At 43.3% G+C, this 19,405-nt stretch carries 13 protein-coding genes; 7 read left to right on the top strand and 6 right to left on the bottom strand.

The features are described from left to right. Nucleotides 1-2: 2 nt before the first annotated feature. From ACEW8S_RS12155 to ACEW8S_RS12135, 5 genes are read right to left on the bottom strand one after another with little or no spacing between them, the layout of a single operon-like run. Nucleotides 3-5,063 (bottom strand): hypothetical protein, encoded by a 5,061-nt coding sequence (locus ACEW8S_RS12155; RefSeq protein WP_373518417.1) that lies wholly within the window; start codon nucleotides 5,061-5,063, stop codon nucleotides 3-5. A 44-nt stretch (nucleotides 5,064-5,107) separates the two neighbouring features. Further along, the gene (locus ACEW8S_RS12150; protein WP_373518416.1) at nucleotides 5,108-5,734 is read right to left on the bottom strand and encodes a hypothetical protein; all 627 of its coding nucleotides are present in this window, start codon (nucleotides 5,732-5,734) and stop codon (nucleotides 5,108-5,110) included. Further along, nucleotides 5,721-6,254: an OmpH family outer membrane protein gene (locus tag ACEW8S_RS12145; RefSeq protein WP_373518415.1), complete on the bottom strand. Its 534-nt coding sequence runs from the start codon at nucleotides 6,252-6,254 to the stop codon at nucleotides 5,721-5,723. The genes ACEW8S_RS12150 and ACEW8S_RS12145 overlap by 14 nt, the downstream gene beginning before the upstream one ends. 21 nt (nucleotides 6,255-6,275) lie before the next feature. Beyond that, nucleotides 6,276-7,253, bottom strand: a complete 978-nt coding sequence (locus tag ACEW8S_RS12140) for a malectin (protein ID WP_373518414.1) — start codon at nucleotides 7,251-7,253, stop codon at nucleotides 6,276-6,278. Nucleotides 7,254-7,289: 36 nt separating this feature from the next. After that, on the bottom strand, nucleotides 7,290-8,891 hold the full coding sequence (locus ACEW8S_RS12135; protein WP_373518413.1) for a LamG-like jellyroll fold domain-containing protein: 1,602 nt from the start codon (nucleotides 8,889-8,891) through the stop codon (nucleotides 7,290-7,292). A gap of 232 nt (nucleotides 8,892-9,123) precedes the next feature. Between ACEW8S_RS12135 and ACEW8S_RS12130 the strand changes: the two genes are divergently transcribed. From ACEW8S_RS12130 to ACEW8S_RS12105, 6 genes are read left to right on the top strand one after another with little or no spacing between them, the layout of a single operon-like run. Further along, nucleotides 9,124-9,537: a hypothetical protein gene (locus ACEW8S_RS12130; protein WP_373518412.1), complete on the top strand. Its 414-nt coding sequence runs from the start codon at nucleotides 9,124-9,126 to the stop codon at nucleotides 9,535-9,537. Further along, nucleotides 9,534-10,019, top strand: coding sequence for a hypothetical protein (locus ACEW8S_RS12125; protein WP_373518411.1), 486 nt, complete (start codon nucleotides 9,534-9,536; stop codon nucleotides 10,017-10,019). Before ACEW8S_RS12130 ends, ACEW8S_RS12125 begins: the two co-directional genes overlap by 4 nt. Next, nucleotides 10,020-11,429 (top strand): GspE/PulE family protein, encoded by a 1,410-nt coding sequence (locus ACEW8S_RS12120; RefSeq protein ID WP_373518410.1) that lies wholly within the window; start codon nucleotides 10,020-10,022, stop codon nucleotides 11,427-11,429. It abuts the gene before it with no gap. Between the two features lie 16 nt (nucleotides 11,430-11,445). Then, entirely contained in the window at nucleotides 11,446-13,623 is a 2,178-nt protein-coding gene (locus ACEW8S_RS12115; RefSeq protein ID WP_373518409.1) for a type II secretion system protein GspD, read from the top strand. Between the two features lie 11 nt (nucleotides 13,624-13,634). Further along, the gene (locus ACEW8S_RS12110; protein WP_373518408.1) at nucleotides 13,635-14,828 is read left to right on the top strand and encodes a hypothetical protein; all 1,194 of its coding nucleotides are present in this window, start codon (nucleotides 13,635-13,637) and stop codon (nucleotides 14,826-14,828) included. Next, nucleotides 14,818-15,330, top strand: a complete 513-nt coding sequence (locus ACEW8S_RS12105; protein WP_373518407.1) for a hypothetical protein — start codon at nucleotides 14,818-14,820, stop codon at nucleotides 15,328-15,330. Before ACEW8S_RS12110 ends, ACEW8S_RS12105 begins: the two co-directional genes overlap by 11 nt. Before the next feature lie 19 nt (nucleotides 15,331-15,349). Here the strand turns inward: ACEW8S_RS12105 and ACEW8S_RS12100 are convergent, their stop codons facing one another. Beyond that, entirely contained in the window at nucleotides 15,350-15,988 is a 639-nt protein-coding gene (locus ACEW8S_RS12100; RefSeq protein WP_373518406.1) for a recombinase family protein, read from the bottom strand. 157 nt (nucleotides 15,989-16,145) lie between these two features. Between ACEW8S_RS12100 and ACEW8S_RS12095 the strand changes: the two genes are divergently transcribed. Next, the gene (locus ACEW8S_RS12095; protein WP_373518405.1) at nucleotides 16,146-19,157 is read left to right on the top strand and encodes a Tn3 family transposase; all 3,012 of its coding nucleotides are present in this window, start codon (nucleotides 16,146-16,148) and stop codon (nucleotides 19,155-19,157) included. The last annotated feature ends 248 nt before the right edge of the window (nucleotides 19,158-19,405 follow it).

Raw genomic sequence — 19,405 nt, 5'->3', positions numbered from 1 at the left:
GATTATTCGTTGAATAGGTACTTGTATGAATAATCGTACTCATTAGTTGTCTTGAAGCCACCTGAGCCCTCTCCATTGAAATCTTGGACTTCCGTCGACACCTTTTTTAATTTCCCAGACTCATCGTATTCATATCTTGTAGCCATATTGTTCGGACTTAAAACATCCGATAGTTCGTCCCATTCATTATAGACATAGGAAGTCATTGACGATTCTATGGGATGAATCCTGAAGTCATCAAAGAAAATATTCTTGTCTACTGCAGCTACATAAATGATTTTACTCGAACCGTCCAAGGTTGCATAATGGTTAAGCAGGGTCCAATCCCCGGCATGTACTACTTCACCGTTGAATTCTTTTTCACCGTCTCCATCGTTGATTCTTGCTTTTTCATAACCGTCGTTCACCCAAACTGAAAATTTGTACGTTCCAGGCTTGTAATTGCTCATAGAAATTGAAAATCCTCTTTCGACAGTAGTCCCTATAAGTACTGAATATTTACCCGTATGAGATTTCCAATCAACCCTACCATCCCCATCTATTCCGTCGTCGAGAACACCGTTAATCATATGTTCTGCACCGCTATAATACATGTCTTGGTAGCCCGCATCTGATACCGAAACAACTTTGGTGTCGCCGTATCCCATTTTGGTTGCCATCCTGTTACCATTGATGTCTATAGTTTCCAAAGGCACTGAATACTCATTGTACTGCGTGATTTCGGATAACTGCTTCCATTCCGAACTGGAATTATTGTCATCGGTCCAATCAAAACCATCGTGCTCATTTTCATAACTAGTGAAGAATCCATTGTTATCCGTATCACCGTCCCAGACATAACTTTTATGTGGATGCCATACGCTAAAGAATTCCGTAAGCGGTGTGGGATTCGAGGGGTCTCCGACGAAAGTCGTACGTTCGTACTGTTTTGGTTTCCAAGTACTGATGCTGGCACTTGTTTTATACCATTGCCCGCCTTTTTGTATTTCAGTAATGTTCATGGCCTGTTGAGCAAGCATATTTTTGTTCGAGGAATTGTCCGCCTTACCAGCCATTTTTGGATAGACCCTATAAGCGGGTGTCAACTTTGTCTTGAAGAGTTTCCCATCGCTTAATGATGACCACGACTCTTTTACCTGACCTGAAAAGAAGTCATAACTCACTATTTCTTGCTCTTCTGAATGACCGTTAGAGGTAATTGTAGTTTTTGAAAGTGTGCTGGGCACCTTTAGTTTACTTGAAGAAGTCATCAAGTATTTATCCTTTAAAGGATAGTCCCTCAAATGTTTATATGAATTGAAGGTTTCTTTAATAATACCTTGGTCATGATCAAAACCATCCACTTTATATGAATTCTTTATTTCTTGGAGAAGTTGCCCTTCGGGGTTAAACTCGCGAGTTGATTTTAGTCTTCCGATATTTCCGGAATAATCGAGAACATTGAAGCGGCCCAAATTAACATCTACATCTTCACCATCAAACGAAATATCGGTGTAGCTGTCATCTTGTAGGATTTCAACCTTTAGTGCATTTTCTACAAGAACCCCATCGGACTGATATTGAATCTGTTTAGGAATCTCGAAGACATACTTTTTTTCATATGTAAGTTTATCGTTCGCATCTCTTTTTTCGGCAGTGACATTGCCATACATTACCATCGGATTCGGTAATTCAGAGATATATGGTATTACTCGATTTCTTTTTGATACGGCATACGAGGTTACCCCAGTTTCTTCACCGTCAGAATTTGTATATTTGTATTTGGTTTTCGTAGTGTGGTCATCTCCCTTGACCACCAACTCTTTCACTCTTACTCCTCCGCCTATTGAATTATTCAATGGCTCCTTCTCCGCAAAAATTCGATATCTAGATCTATTTGTTGTCTCTTCCGGTCTTTCACAAGAACTTTCATTTTTATGTTTTGTCCAATTTGCAGTAACGTCAACAACATGATTATACTGTCCATCGTAGTAAACCCAATTTTTTTTACTGCAGTTTGAATCTTCTCTGCCCCAACTTTGGTTGGGGTTCTGGGGTAAAGTAAAAACTATTAAGTTTTCCGACACCGTTTGCACAGTACACACCGACTCGACATCGGCTATCCAGTTGCTATTGGTTTTGGTGTAATGCCAAAATAGCACATCGATTTTAGTTGACTGCCCTGCCGTAAAATAATTTGTGAAGTCAACTTGATATTTCTCTTCGACATTGGCATCGTTCCGAAAACTAATCGTTTTTGGTCCAGCAACCGTACCACCATATTTGAATTCAAGACCCTCGTCAAAGAAGGTCGTCGGGCTTGAGTATTCGTTGACATACCGGTCATTTTCGTAAATAATTTCAATTTCCCCGCCGACAGGGTTCTTTATTTTATTCAAACTCCACATCATGGCTTGATCTTTATAATACCCCCAGTCGTCAATATCATCTTCAGTGTACGTAGTTTGTGGAGAAAAGTACTCGAAACTATAGGGAGGTATTAACTGAACGCCTCGTTTACCAATAAAATTGATTGAATTTAGCGTCAGTTTGCCTTTTGGTTCTGAGGTTTTTCTACCTAATGAATATTCCTCGCCATAATTGAAATCAATGGTCTTAAGAGATTTATCGGTCAATGCTTGTAAATCTATATCGTTCGAGTTGAGGATATTACCATAGTATTCACCGTACCAATTATGATCATTTTCTATAAATTCCTGTTCAGTACGTATAAGTCTTCCTGTTGCCGTTTCTTTTAGTTGTATTCTTGCCTCAGCAGAAAGTCGACCGGCAAATTTCGAACTTGTATCGGTAGAATTATGTTTAAGGATATCCTCGGCATCCTCGTTTTTGAGTAGCATTATTTTGTCCAACTTCAACGAACTCTGCTCTTTTACGTCTGCATAAAACCAGAAATCTGAAGTGGAATAGTAATTCTGCCACAAACCATTATAAATAGGTACATCGAGATGAGTACCCTGCGAATAGTATACATCATCCTGTGCTTTAATAACACTTCTTTCAAAAGGAATGTAATAGTGTTTCGGGCTATCACCATCTGCAATTTTATCCTCATAACTCTTGTTGTCCTCTCTGAGTCCTTTGATAAATAGAGCCGTGTGCGTTCTTGTCTTTACCTTGTCAAGGTAATATATCTCCTTTACCCCCCATGAATAGTTATTTGTAACACCGTTCGAGTGGTAGCCATTTTCTGGAGAATTCCAAGCAAAGCCATCGCTCCATTTTCCGTATTCGAAACCGGTCCAGTACCCATAATCTCCTTCGTCCACTCGATTGTTCCCGTTATAATCGAAATAGTCCGATCCGGTAATAGCGGTCAACAACCAATGCGTAGCATAAGGTTCAAATTGTTGTTGTTCAAGAAACTTCTCTTCATTGTTATCCTCGACATTTGAAAATCTGGAAAATTGCTCTTTGTGGTAAACGGGGAGGGAATAATGATAGGTTTTACCATCCAAAGCCGTAATCTTGAATGCCCCTATTCCTTTTTCGGGAACGGATTGTCCTGTTCTGCTAAAACCCGTAGCCACTGGTTGAATTATTTTAGATGGCGACTGGTTTATTTCGGCATTCGTAAAAGTTTCTATGAAGTTTCCTTTCCGAAGCCGATCATTTGACTCGTTGTAAGAATCGAATGATTCCCCGTTTATGTATCTGCTGTCCACAACCGTATTGTTAATGTAGGATATATCGGTTGGGTCATCCAAATTTCCGGAGGAGGGAGCTAACCAAGTACCGGAGCTAATATTCAAGTATGAAGAATATTCATTTTCAAAATAAAAATTTACACTTTTATCATCCATACTTTTTGAAAAGTTTTTTGATGTATTGGTCGGCATTTTGTAAGAAGTGTTTGTTAATGAGATTTGATATCTGCCACCCGAACTTTTTCTTGTCCTTATTGTGTTCATAGGCATTATTAATGCTCCATTTTCCAATAATTTTGGGGAGATGCTGCCCCCTATTCCTTGAGCAGTGACATTATATTTGTCGTAGCTCATAAAAGAAAAGTTTGTGTCTCTTAATTGTTCGTTCTTATCAGATTCATAGGTAGCTTCGTAAGCATCCATACCAAACTTTGAAGGATCAAGGGTATTTTGAAACGTATCTTCTATTTTACCTGCATAAAGCGAACCATTATATATAGAATACGATGCATCAAAAGCCCAATAGTTTGTTTTGAAATATGAAAAATCAACGAAGAAAAAATCTAGAAGAAATCCTGATTTTTGCTGATGAACTGAATTATTCAGGTTGTCCCCTCCGGTTAAACCAATGCTACCTGCCCCAAGTCCCAATGAAGAGGATAGACCTTTAGAGCTTAAGTCTATACCGACCCCCAGTCCACTAAATGAAGCATTTGCCCCTACCCTGAATCCCTCTCCCCTGAAACTTTGAAATGCACTTAAACCTACTCCCAATCTATGGCCACCCTTTGTATCATAACCTAAATTAGCTCCAACACCAACTCCGTTCGTTCCTAAATAACCACTAACTCCTAAACCTCCTTTACCTTTGGCAAATTCGAGTATGTTAGCACTGGCAGATATTCCAACATCATGGGTTGTTTCACCTCCGGTAGCCTTGAAAGAAGAGTAGTTCAAGGAAGCTGCAAAACTTGCCAAACCTCCGGCTCGTACTGAAGCTCCAAGAGAAATATTGGTAGCGACCCCAATATCGTTGTACATCATGCTATATTTCCTGGTTTCATACCAATCATCGGGAACTCCTGACACATTACGATTTATGGCGCCCGGGTTCAAACTCCACCCAAGCCCTACCCATGAGGCTTCTTGATCAAAACCAATACCCGCATGATATGATAGTGCGAGTGGATATCCTCCTTCCGGTGAAGGAACGTTCAATAAGGGAAGCACATAACTCATATCGCCCGTGAACAGATTCACCATATCGGTCGCGTCAACAGGTTCAAAACCTGCCGCTTCTGGAGAATTAGGCCCGTTATTGGAGGCATATAGGTAATTGATAGGCATAACACTTGGCCAAAATATAAGTGTTAAAAAAACTGCCATTACTCTATGGGAAAATTGAATTTTCTTCATTATTTTGTGAATTTTTTTGAAATTCAGGTCTAAGTATCCTAAAACTAAAATTTCAATTTAGGCTCATTCTTTATCGGCTTCGTTGGTATTTTAAAACTAATCTCGCCAGTTGCAAGACCCAAGTCCTCGACGGTAAAATGAAAGAATTCGTTTGCCATTAACTTTGGGTCTTTTGGGTAGACCAATAACATACTTGTGGCACCACTCATACCATATAGTCTGGGATAGATATAATCGGCGATTGCAATGGAATCTTTATTACTGCTGAATAAGTGTACTCTTTCATTCATTCCGAAAGCAAGTTGATTGACCATTTTACCGAAATCCTCTTTGTTAGTTACCAAGCTGTTCAATATCTCCTGTTTATTTTTTGCTAGCGAAAAATTGAAATACATGTATTTATTATACTTCTTTCTAAGACTATCAACATCATTTTGACTTGGGTTATCGCCCAGCCATTGTTTTACCAGTATATCCGTTGGCCTGTAGGTAATGGAATATTCAACACCATTAATCGATTTCTCCTGCCTATATCCATTTTCGGGATTAGATACATATACCATCAGGTCTTCACTTGTGTGGAAGGACTTTTGTGAACATGAAGCAATAAATAATAGGACGAACACCTCCAAAAAAAATAGGACTCCCTTAATAACTTTATTCTCCTTCATATTGCGTATTTAATCCTTCTAAAACTTCTTTGGTCAAATCAGAGGCATCCTCGGCATACATGATATTACCATTTCCGCCCGCCCCAAAAATTATAGGATAACCATGATTTTTCCCATATTCTTTGATATAGCCATTAATGTCATTTACTACAGTTTGTGTCATTTTTTGATCTTCCTCTTGAATATGTTTTTGAACTGCCTGTTGGTAATTGTTTATCTGTTGTTGTTTATTGGTTAGCAGTTCTTTTTTAAGTTCCCTCTCTTTTGTTGACATTCCAGCTTGCTCTTTTTCGTACTTTTTGAGTTCGGATTGCCAATTAGTAACTAAACTGTCAACGTTTGATTTTATGACGTCCGTTTTCTTTTTGAAAGATTCTTGTTCGACTTTAGTGCGTTTGTAGCCTTCTAATAGCTTATTTACATCCACGTATACCAACTCATTCGATGATTGGAAGGAGAAAAAGGAAGCTACACCTGCAATCAGCGCAATAATGGCAATAGGAAATATGATTTTGTTCATAATTGAAATAGTTTAGTTTGGTTATTTTTTTGTTTTCAGAAGTTTTATTCTGGTCTCAAGTTGTTTGTGGTTTTTGTCCTGTTGAATTATGTATAGGGTGAGTTCCTCGATTTTCTCCAGTAGCCTTTTGTTCATCTCGCCAAGCTCGATGCCATTGGCCTCAACTTCTTCGGCGGATGGAACATTGATCAAATGACCGTTTTCTAAAATATGCTGTTCTACCTCTGCGAGAGAGGGAAGTAGGTAATCATTTTCAAACACATAATCGGCCCAGCCGATCATGTCAACTTTTACTTCTTTAGTATGGATTGTTCCATCAACGGCAAGTGCGTAGATGCCCGGATCTTGAATTCCGATACCCACCTTTCCGGCTATATAAGAAATATTATTCCCATTCTGGACCCAGGGACTGGTTCCTCCATTCGAATTATCAATGCCCAGCACCTCGATTGCGGATATTTTTGGATAATCAACACCACCATCAGCGGCTGCTCCCGATAATAAGATACTAAGGGAAGCGTCCGATACAGTAACATTATAGGTTTTCAGCAAGGGGGTTTCCGCACCTGCCTCGGAAAAAATATCGAAGTTATCCTCTTCCAAATTACCTTCAAGACTTATATCGAATATCCTCTTACCGGTGCCGCCCGGACCCCCACCGGTAGCCCCGTGGTATATTTCCGCAAAATGAAGGATTATCTCATAATCCCCGTTTTCCATTGGAATATCGAAATTCAATTGTCTTGAACCGGTTCCATAGCGCTCAGTTTTGTAAAGATCATCTACCAAGGCCTGGGAATTTGTATAGGTACTTCCGTTGGTAGCATACTGGTCAGCGGAAAATTCAATGCCTTGATAATTTAGCAGCGGCCCTCCAACATTTATTCTTAATTCAAAATTTGCGTCGTACTGGGCAATACCCATGGTTGTTAAGAAAAACAGAAAGAAGAACGCCTGAAAGCATCTTCCAAAACTATAATAAGGGAGGGTGGTTTTCATATTCAAAATTTAAGGTATAGTTGAATTACATTTTTATCATTTGTCTTGCTCAAGCTCCAAAATTTCCTGTTCAAGTTCCTTTTGCTCCTTATGCTGTTTTATAACATATAGGGTCAGCTCCTCTATTTTTTCCAACAGGATTCTGCTCATTGCGGCCAATTCGACTCCGTTAAGTTGTACTTCTTCCGCCGATGGTACGTTTATTAGATGACCCTTGCTTTCTATGCGCTCTTTTATTACTTGCAATGAAGGGAGGTTATATCCCGGCAGAAACACATAATCCGGCCAATCGTTCAAATCTATCCTTACCTCTTGTGTATGTACGGAACCATCTACCGCCAATCGATAGGCCATCTGGGGAGCTGTACCTATTCCCACGTTACCATCTATGAAATTGATATCATTACCGATTTGATTCCATACTCCCCCTGCGATTCCTCCACCACTGAGGTCTTCCGGGGTTCCTTTCAAGGCAAATGTGGATGGACTGTTTTGGTTATTGTATTCGGTGGTGATCCAATCGTCACTCCTGACCGTACCGGAAATTTTGAACTCGTCCAGAAACCCGTTAAAATGATAGTTGTCCGGGCCTCTTTTACCGAGATATAGATTTTGGGCAAGCCCGTCCGGCATTTGTGGTATACTGAATTCAGCCGAGAAGGAACCGTTCAGAAACATGCTGAAAGCCGTTCCTGCCGTATTAAATTTAATGGAAAGATAGTTCCACTGGCCAACATTGGGAACCATCCCCGTTTGATACCATTTGCTACCATCATGATACGCTACCGGTCCACCTCCTACCATTAGCATCGTGTAGCCCGTGTTCACACTTTCCGCCCGTTTTGCGAAAAGGTAGCCGTCGGAATTCGTTTTGGGCTTGAACCATATCGAAATGGTCATGTCCGACGTCAAATTCAGGCTGGCGGAATTGCCCAAGGTGACATATTTGGTCGAACCGTCAAGCTCAATACCCCTGCCGATCTGGGACGGTTGGCTATCTGCCGATACCATCGCCGCAGAAGCAACTCCATGATTACCGTTTGGGGAGCTATCTAAAAATTCAGGGGCCGCAGTGGTAGGATCTTGTTCTAGATGCCATTCTGAAACGAACCCGTTGCTCCATACCGCTTGACTTCCAAATGTATTTGATGCTGCGGGTTGCGTCTCTCCCGCCTTGTTGTACCAAACATAGATTGTCGTATCGGAAGCGGCGGAAAGGCTCGGCACCTTTACCCATACTTGACATCTTCTTTCCGTGAGCGTAGGGCTCGTTACAAATTCGACGACCTCCATTGCGAGTCGATCGTTACCGGCGGCATCACTGGAAAATCTTAGATCACCGCCGCCGTTCAGTGCGGAATAAAAACCTCCGTTCACTACTTCTGCATCCAAATGGTCCAATGTTACCAAAAATGGAAAATCTACCAGATCGGCCGTGCCGCTGACCATAGAACTGTTAACAGTAATGGCCTGTTTTCGGTTCCAACCGGGAAACTCGAAAGGTGTATCTACTTCGTCCGATGCCCAAATATCCGAGACAATTATATTATCGGGAATACCTGCCCAAGAGTAGTTGTAGGCCAAAAGAAAGGTAAGTAAAGCGAAACCGAACTTATGAGCGGATAGGAAAATCTTCATGGATCGTAGGTTTAGATACTGCACTGAGTTTGAAAAAACCAAATACTTTTCTTACATATTCGGAACTGTATATATCGAATACAGGAAGATATTATTTCATTTTTTAACAAAGTTTTCCATCTTTTCGATGAATGGTAGGTATCTCGTTCAGTATCTCAATTTTCCGTCACTTCATATACTATTCCACTCTTTTTTCTGTTATAGCAATACCCAAATCGAACCCGAACGACCTATGAAAAAATCCATTTTCAGAAAAAAGATTCCTGCCCTGAACCTACAGGAAACCCTTATCGTACTGGCGATTATCGGTATCCTACTGCTGTTGGCACTGCCCAATCTCATGCCCCTTATCTCAAAGGCAAAGAGCGTGGAGGCCCAGACCCAGCTCAAGGCCATCTACAATGCGGAGACGACCCATCGCTATATGTACAGCAAGTTCAGCCCCGACCTGAACGAACTGGATTTCGAGCCGCCCCGGACCGTGAAGGAAAACGGTACCGCCAATTATTCCTATACGATCGTGAGCGCGGACAACGCCACTTTCAAGGCAAGGGCAGAGGCCATTACCGATTTTGACGGCGATGGAATTTTGAACGTTTGGGAAATCGACGAGAACGGTAATCCTAAACAAACAGTGAAGGATTGATAATCTTGTTCAAAATAGCGCTGATAACCGTATGCGGCATTATCGCCTATCAGGATTTTAAGGAACGGGCGGTGGTCTGGACCATTTTTCCGATTACGGCATCATTGTTTTTTTCCCTACACATCTCACATGCACCATGGCAATCAACAATGCTTTATGCACTGAGCAATTGTCTCTTGGTCAGCACCGTGTTATCGATCCTATTTTTGTATTCAAGGTTGATCCTGAAAAAAAGGTTTTTGGATGTTAGCCTGGGCCTGGGCGACGTTCTGTTCTTTTACGCTTTCGCCCTGGGCTTTCCGACAATGACCTTCGTCTTGCTTTTCGTAGGGGCCATATTTTTTTCCCTATTGGTCTTTTTGGTCCTTAAAATGGGCAGGCCCATGGAAACCGTTCCCCTGGCAGGTCTGATGGGACTGTTCGTTGTGGGCGTCCTTGTCAGTAGCCTGTTTCCGAACACACCTTCCCTATACATCCTATAAATGGAAAAAAACTATCGAATACCGTCCCATATACAGCAGCGGATTACGGCGGAACAAGCGTTCCATTACCGTATCGTGCCCATCGAAGAAAACGGGGACGGCCTTATCTGTAAGACCGATCATGGGGCACTCGAAAACCTTTTGGCGGAACTACAGATCGTATTGGATACGCCGATACTCCTGGAGAGGTGCGAGCAGGAAGAACTGCAGCGGCTTCTCTCCACCAACTATCGACAGACCGTAAGGACCGAGGGCAGCAAGCTGGAATATTCGGCCGATTTTTTGGAAAGGATATTGCTCAGCGCAAAGAATATCGGGAGCAGCGATATCCATTTTGAGCCCTATGAGAAAAAATGCAGGGTGCGTTTCCGATTGGACGGCAGACTCATCGAACAGTTTACCATTGCCCGAGAGGAATATCCGACCATAGTCAACAAGATAAAGATCAAGGCCGATCTCGATATCGCCGAAAAGCGGTTGCCGCAGGACGGACGTATCACGTTAAGGGCCAACGGCAGCGAATTCGATATCCGGGTATCTTCATTACCTACCCTGTTCGGGGAAAAGCTGGTTCTCCGCCTTTTGACCAAGGATACCGCTAACCTTAATCTGGACGCCCTGGGTTTTTCCGAAACCGAACTCAAACGCTATAAGGAGGGAATTCGCAACCCTAACGGTATCGTACTGATTTCCGGGCCTACAGGTTCGGGAAAGACCACGACCCTTTATGCGACCCTGAAACACTTGAACGACGATAGCACCAACATCCTGACCGTCGAGGATCCTATAGAATATACCCTCGAAGGCATCAACCAGGTACAGCTCAAGGAAAGCATCGGGCTCGACTTTGCCAGTACGCTGCGGACATTTTTAAGACAGGATCCCGATATTGTTATGGTCGGTGAGATACGCGACGTAAAGACGGCCAATATGGCCATCCGTGCCGCCCTTACCGGACATTTGGTGCTATCCACCATCCATACCAACTCCGCCTGGGCCACCATTTCACGGCTTATCGATATGGGGGTGCCCTCCTTTCTGATCGCAAGCACCCTGAACATTAGCGTGGCCCAGCGTTTGGTACGGAAACTCTGTTCGCAATGTAAAACGGAATTCCAGATTACCGGATCGGAGTTTCCCGAAAATTTTGCCCCGCCTAAAAATTTAAAGATTCATTATAAAGCTAGTGGCTGCAATATCTGTCACCATACAGGCTATCACGGCAGGAAGGCCATTTATGAGATCCTGCCTATTTCGAACCAGCTGCAAGTACCGATCAAGAACAACCAGTTGGAAATAAACGCTTATATCAAGGAAAGAAAAATCGACACGCTAAGGAGCAATGCATTGCGGTTGATCCAAGAAGGAACGACCTCGATAGACGAAGTGTACGCCCTGTTGACCGATTGAAACCGACCGAATCCCCATGAAAAAACTGACCTACCTTATTTTTTTCTTTTTACTTGTCCAGATAACCGCCGCACAAGGGCCCGACCGAATCCAGTCCATAAAAAACCATCTGGAACTTTTGGCCGTGGAGAATTCCGAACTGAACGAAAACCTGAAGCTTGAGATCAATGTCAATAATGTAAGCTTGCCGAATTTTTTGGTCGCCGTCTCACGGGTGCACAACCTGAACCTTACCGTCTCGCCCGATATCGGAAACATTACCATCGTCAACAATTTTTCAGAGGTAACCGTAGCGGACCTTTTGGTGTACCTCTGCAAGGAATATGGGCTTACCATTGAATTTACCGGAAACATAATATCAGTTAAAAAATTCACGCCCCCTCTACCCGAGGTGGTCGAAAAGGAAATAAAAGTAGGTTATGAACCCAATACCAAATCGATTTCCCTGGACCTAATTAATGACCCGGTCGAAAAGGTATTCCGTAAGATTATGGATGTCAGCGGTGAAAATCTACTTTTCACGGATGCCATGGGAGGGAGACCTTTAAATCTCTATTTGACGAACGTGTCCTTTGACAAGGCCATGGAGAAATTGGCATCGATGAACGGACTGTCCTATTCCAAGTCCCGTGACGGATTTTATCTTTTCGACGAACTGCCCGATAGCGGAAATGGGGAAGGTTCCCGAAATCGAAGTAGACCTTACGGCAATACATTGGATTATGAAGTTCTGGACACTCTCGATAGAACCCTGAACGTTGATCTGAAGAACACATCGATAGCATCCCTTATCAACGGGCTCAGTTACGATCTGAACCTCGACGTGTATACGGCCACTCCCTTGGAAAAGGCCGGGAACGTTACCTTTAACGCCAAGAGAATCAATTATGATGACTTGCTAAAACATATTTTTGAGGGCCGGGAGAATGGCGTACCGACGGTAGCCGTTTCAGGCCCACGGAACAATGCCCAGAATTCCAGGCAGACCGACGGGAACAGCGGCGATCAAAATGAATCTTTTAGATTTACATTTAAGAAAGAGGGCAATATCTATTTCTTTGGAACCACCGACCAGTTAAGCGTTAGAAATGTGGAGGTAGTACAGATGATGTACCGTTCCGTTGAACTGTTGGGGGATCCTTCCCAAGGTTCGGGTGGATATCGCTCTTCGGGAAGAACAAATAATCCCAGCGTCAACTATTTCGGAAACACCAATAACGATAATTCGTCGGGCAACCAAAATTCGGGATCCAGCCGACGTTCATTGAACGATCAACACGGGTTCGACAACTATGAGAACGGGGCGGAAGCTATCGTGAGCATATTGCCGGATGAGATCAAGGCCGATCTTGATATCCGCGTCGATTACGAACTCAATAGTTTTTTTGTCAGTGGGCCATCCGCCAACATCGATCGTTTTAAAGCGTTCATTACGGAAATCGACAAACCGGTTCCTGTCGTGCTTATCGAGGTTATGATCATCGAGGTCAAGAAATCGGCAAGTGTAGAAACGGGTATTAGTTGGGGTATCGGGGAGTCACCGATAAACACCCAGGGCAGACTGTTTCCGGAGGCCGATGTCGATCTGGGAGCCAGCACGGTCAATAAGATCATCGGGGGCTTTGACGGTTTCGGTTCCTTTAATATCGGTCGGGTCGTTCCCGAATTCTTCGCCAATATCAAGGCCATGGAGGAGAACGGGAACATTAGGATACGCTCCACCCCAAAACTTTCGACCCTGAACGGACATCGGGCCAACCTGTCCATTGGCGAGACTACCTACTATGTAGTGACCAACCAGAACTTTTTTGGTTCGCAGATTCCGACGACCTCGGAAATCCGAAACTACGAACCCATCGATGCTGAGCTGGCCATAAGCATCAAGCCGCTCGTATCAGGGAACGGCCAGGTCACACTGGACATTAATGTGATCCAGTCCGACTTTACCGGGGAGCGTATAGAGAACGACGCCCCTCCGGGACTTACCTCCCGGGAGTTCAGTTCGATCATACGCATGCAGAACCAAGACCTTGCCATTCTGGGCGGACTTGAAGAAAAACTTAAGAACGATTCGGGCAACGGTGTCCCCCTTTTGGCTAGGATACCCGTTATCAAATGGCTTTTCAGCAAGCGCAAACGGGAAGACTCAAAACAAAAATTGACCATTCTTATCAAACCGACCGTCATATACTAATGTTCCAAAATTTGTTGACATATCTAAAGGAAGGTGACACCTACCTCGGACTGGAAATAAGTGAGATCCAAGGGGAGGAAACCTATACCCTTTTGGAGGTCAAAAACAGCAAGGGCGAACTGGTAATATCCTCGGAAAACAGGGTTTCGGATATAAAGGATCTGAAAACGCATATCAAGACCAAGGTTCCGGTGTTACTTTCCATCAACACCCCGAATATCGTCGCCAAAATAATCGACATAAACGGAAGTCCGACCGCCGAAGCTTTGGTCAACGAGGCGTTTCCAGATCTGGATACGGATAATTTCTATTACGAGATCGCACAACGGGAAAGGCGGCCCTTGATTTCCGTGGCTAAAAAGGCATACATCGATGACATCTTAATACAGTTGGGCGATGAAAAGGTTAAGCCGGTAAGGTTTTCATTGGGTATCGGTCCTATGGAAAAGATAGCTCCCTATTTGAATAGCACGGAAGTTTGTACGGGCCATCAAAAGCTGATGCTCGAAAATGGATTTATTACAAAACTATCAACGGCTGTCGAACCTTGCGTTAGAGATCATGAAATCAATGGTCTGATTGTAAATAGTTCCCATCTATTGGCCTTTTCCCATATCGTGGCCTACCTGGATCAAAGTCCGGGCGGTAGGAATTTCAAGGAAACGAACGATACTTTCAGGTCGGAATTCCAGAACCGGAGGGTTTTTAATTTTGTCTTACGGTCCGGGCTGCTATTCTTTATGGGACTGTTGTCGGTCAATTTTTTCGTCTTCGACCACTATCACGATAAAGTCGGGAACTTAGGGGCGATTGTTGCCTCAAGCACTTCGCAAAGGGACAATTTAATAAGGCTCGAAAGCGCTGTGAATCGAAAAAAGGAGCGTTTCGAGACTTTGACGGGCGCGGCAAATTCCAGATCTACCCACTATCTTGACGAACTGGCCAAAAATCTCCCCCCCACCATCCTTTTGGACGGTATACGGTACCAACCTTTGGCCAAACCGGTGCGCGAGTCGAAACCCATAGCAATACTTAAAAATACGGTCCTGGTCTCCGGTATTTCCAAGGACGGAAAGGGATTTTCGGATTGGCTGGAAGAATTGGAAAATGCGGTATGGATCTCAAATGTAGAGACCTTGGACTACGATTATATTTCCAAGGAATCCTCCAGGTTCTCGATAAAGATACTGTTCCATGAGGATTAACGGGAAAAATAAGCTATTGGTTCTGGGAATGCTCCTCATGCTCTTGGCCAGCTATAAGTTTGCCATACACAACACCTTGGAGGCCCGCTCGGAATCCCTTCGGCTTGAGCTGCGACAAAACCAGGTCGGCAACATACCGAAAACAATTGCCGCCCTTCGTCAAAAGGAAGTCCATTACGATTCCGTACTTAAAAAAATGGATGTCGGGGACACCTCCGTACAGAACCATCTTTTGCGGGTAATCAACCAAAAGGCCAAAATGCACACCGTAAAGGTCATGGATTTCAACAGGCCGCATATAGGGACCGACGGGGAAAATGAAATTTACACCTATAGCTTTAATATTGAAGGTGCGTATACGGATCTATTGAAGGTCGTCCATTCCATAGAACGGAAAGGCAATTTCGGTGAAATTGTGCATTTGGTTTTTGAAAAGAAAAGGGACTATCGCACCGATCGGTCAAGTTTGGAGGCTACGGTTTTTGTGCAACAGGTGAAGTAATAAGGGAAAGGGGACATCTTCAATTTTGGGGACTGCCCGGAAAATCACTTGTTCTTCTACGCTTGTTCACTTTGGATATGGTGTGTCTGGAGCATCCCAACAGACCCTGTATGTAACTGTAACTTTTCCCGTCGTTCAACAATCCCTCGATTTTTGTTTGGAGCACCTTGTCCTCCGGCCGCCCCCTGTACCTGCCCTCCTTTTTCGCAATGGCGATCCCCTGTGACTGCCTGCGCCGCCTGTCCTCATAGTCCTTTCGCGCCATGGCGGCCAGCATATCGAGCATCATGGAGTTCAGTGCGGACAGCATCCTCTCCGTAAATTTGTCCGTACCATCGATGAACCTGTGGCTAGTGGGAAGGTCCAACGAAACGATCTTGATGCCCTTATCGGAAATAATGGATTTCAGGGTTTCCCAATCGGCGTTGTCCAAACGGCTGATCCTGTCCACCTGTTCGACCAAGAGGATATCCCCGCTGTCCGCGATTTCCAACAACCTGAAGAGTTCCGGCCTTTTCAGGGTCGAACCGGATTCGTTCTCCGTGAACCAAGAGGAGACTTTTATGCCGTTCTCGTCTGCAAAGCCCGTCAGCTGCTCTTTCGCCCTTTCCGCATCCTGGTCCTTGGTCGAAGCCCTAAGATATGCATATGCCCTCATACCGGTTCATTATAAATGGTTCCTTTATATCGGTGCAATTTACATAATGTTTTATATTTATCGCACCGGTTTTTTCGTGGTCTACAAAAGGTATACCCAAAATACACTGTTTTAAATGATAAGACTTACATTGAACAAATAACCTGGCCATCATCCAATGTCAAATGAGATTTTAACCCTAGAGCAGAAAAAAAATTATGGGAAATTCCCGGAAGTTCTGAACGAAAATCAGATTTCCAAATATTTTACACTGGATAATCTCGATCTGGAATTTATTCACAACCGAAGGGGTAAAGCGAATAGGTTTGGAGTGGCGCTCCAATTGACCTGTGTCCGTTTTTTGGGAACATTTCCCAACGATCTCACCGAAGTTCCCGATACCGTTAAAGAATTTGTTGCTGGACAATTGTCCTTTGGTAACATAACAATATTACGTTCATACGGGAAAAGGGAGACGACCAAGCGGGAGCACCGAGCCTTGATCAGGAAACATTATAACTATCAGGAGTATACCAAAGGCCATTTGTCCTTTAGATTGACAAGACTACTTTATCTGAGGGCATGGATCAGTGATGAAAGACCCAACCTTTTGTTCGATCTGGCAACATCTTGGTTGGTAAAAAATAAAATTTTGCTTCCTGGGTCAACGACCCTTACCAGATTGATCGGGGAGATTCGTCAAAGGGCATTCGAAACCTTATGGAAGAAACTGGCCGACCTTCCATCTTTATCCCAAAAAGCGAGCCTGGACGATCTATTGGAAATTTCCGGACCAACGCAGACATCTTGGTTCGATCATTATCGAAAAGGTCCCGTAAGAATAAGTAGCACATCCTTTATAAACGCTTTGGAACGTTATAAAGGTCTACGTTCCCTAGGAATCGGGGAATTGGATTTTCAGGGGATACCGCCCATAAAGATAAGGCAACTTGCAAAACACGCATCTATTACATCCGCTTACAGGATCGGTAGAATGCCGGAGCAAAGGCGCATAGCGGTACTTGTAGCCTTTGTTAATATATATGAGGTTACGGCATTGGACGACGCTTTGGATGTTCTGGAGCTTTTGGTTACTACTATTGTGAACGATGCAAAACGAATCGGGAAAAAGAAAAGGCTGCGTACTTTAAAGGATTTGGATAGGTCCGCGGTTATTTTGGCCAAAGTAAGCAAGCTTGTATTGGATGAAAAAATATCCGATCTGAAACTTAGAAAATCAATATTCAAGATTGCGTCCAAAGACATTATCGAAAATTCGATGGCCACGGTAAACGAGCTGGCACGTCCAGAAAACAGCGATTATCTGGAGGAGATGATAGCGCAATATGGGAAAATCAAAAAGATACTTCCTAGATTGTTCGAGGATATCGAGTTCGAAGCTGCGCCCTCCGGTGAAGATCTGATTGACATATTCTTTTTTCTTGCCAGCCTGCAATATGATAAAAGCGAATTTATTGAGAACCCTCCAACGGATATCATCACACCTTTATGGAAAAGATTGATTACCGGCGAGGAAGGTAAGATATCGAAAAAAGGGTATACCGTATGTTTTTTAAACCATTTTTTGGATGCTCTCAAACGCAGGGACATCTATATCAAGAATGGAGATCGTTGGGGCGACCCTAGAATGAAATTACTGAAGGAAAATTATTGGAAGAACAATAAAAGTCAGATATGTGCTTCTTTGGGACACATTGAAAATGGAAAGGAGTCCGTAGATAATTTAGTAAAGGAACTTGACGCCACATATAAAAAAGTAGCCACTAATTTTCAGGACAACGACTCTGTCTCTTTGGATATTTCAGGAAATCAACCTTCGTTGACCATAAAGAAACTGGATAGACTTGTTGAACCCGATAGTTTAAAATCCTTAAAAGAATCTATCCTTGGCTTATTGCCAAAAGTTGACCTAACCGAACTTTTGTTGGAAGTCCAGGGACATACTAATTTTATCGGCTCCTTCAGTCATGTGAGCGAGTCCGGTTCCAGAAGCAAAGATCTGACGGTCAGTATATGTGCGGTACTCATCGCCGAGGCCTGCAATATAGGTATAGAGCCCTTGGTCAAGGATAATATTCCTGCTTTGGCCCGACATCGTTTAAATTGGGTCAAACAAAATTACTTTAGGGAGGAAACATTGACCATGGCGAATGCAAAACTCGTTGATTACCAATCCACACTTTCATTGGTCAATAAATGGGGAAACGGTATGGTAGCGTCCGCTGATGGTATGCGTTTTGTAACCCCTGTTCAAACGGTAAATTCCGGGTACAATAGAAAATATTTCGGTGCCGGCCGTGGGATGACCTGGTACAACTTTGTATCCGATCAATTTTCAGGAATCCATGGTATTGCAGTGCCGGGAACATTGAGGGATTCAATGTTTATTTTGGATGGTTTGCTGGAACAACAAACAAGTTTGGTGCCTACGGAGATTATGACCGATACGGCGGGTGCAAGTGAAATGGTATTCGGTCTGTTCTGGCTGCTCGGCTATCAGTTCTCCCCTAGATTGGCGGACGCCGGGGAAGCAGTATTTTGGAGAATCGATAAGGATTCCGACTACGGGCCTCTCGATGATATTTCGAGAGGCATAGCAAAAGCAGAGCTTATAGAGGATAATTGGAACGATATGTTGCGCATGGCGGGGTCATTGAAACTGGGAACGGTCAGGGCTTCCGAACTAATGAAAACCCTTCTCAAGAGCGACAGACCTTCAGGTTTGGCCAAGGCCATAAAAGAAGTCGGTCGCATCAACAAGACCCTTTACCTTTTAAATTATATCGATAGCCAAGAGTATAGGCGCAGAATATTGACCCAACTTAATCGAGGGGAAAGTAGGCATAACGTTGCCAGGGCCATTTGCTATGGGCAACGCGGAGAGATCAGGAAACGGTACAAAGAAGGTCAGGAAAATCAACTTGGGGCCTTGGGACTTGTAACGAACGCTGTCATATTGTGGAATTCCATCTATATGCAAAAATCGGTAGAATATCTAGAAACAAAATCTATCGAAATACAGGAAGATGATTTGGAAAGGTTATCACCATTATTATTTAAACATATAAATATGCTAGGACATTATTCTTTTGAAATAGAGGAAAAATTCTTGAAAGGGAAACTGCGCCCGTTAGAGACTCTTAACAAAACGTTAAATAAAATTCCTTAGCGTACGTTTTCGCAAGGTTGTGTCCGTAATGTCCCAAAAGACTTTCATTTTATATGAATAATGACTTTTTGCGGCAAGGAGAACCGTTTAAATTCGTCGATTTTCAATACCATAAGTAGCTTTTTTACAATGAGTTATATGCCTTAGCGTACGTTTTCGCACCGTTGGGCTTCATACCCCATAGACTACCTTCCAATAATCTACGTATTCAACACCGCATTCTTACCCTCAAAAGCCAGATAGTTTTC

The sequence above is a fragment of the Pricia sp. genome (genome assembly GCF_041745955.1).
Classification (GTDB): domain Bacteria; phylum Bacteroidota; class Bacteroidia; order Flavobacteriales; family Flavobacteriaceae; genus Pricia.
Note: the sequence above shows the minus strand (reverse complement) of the source record. Positions and strands in the feature narration are given on the sequence as shown.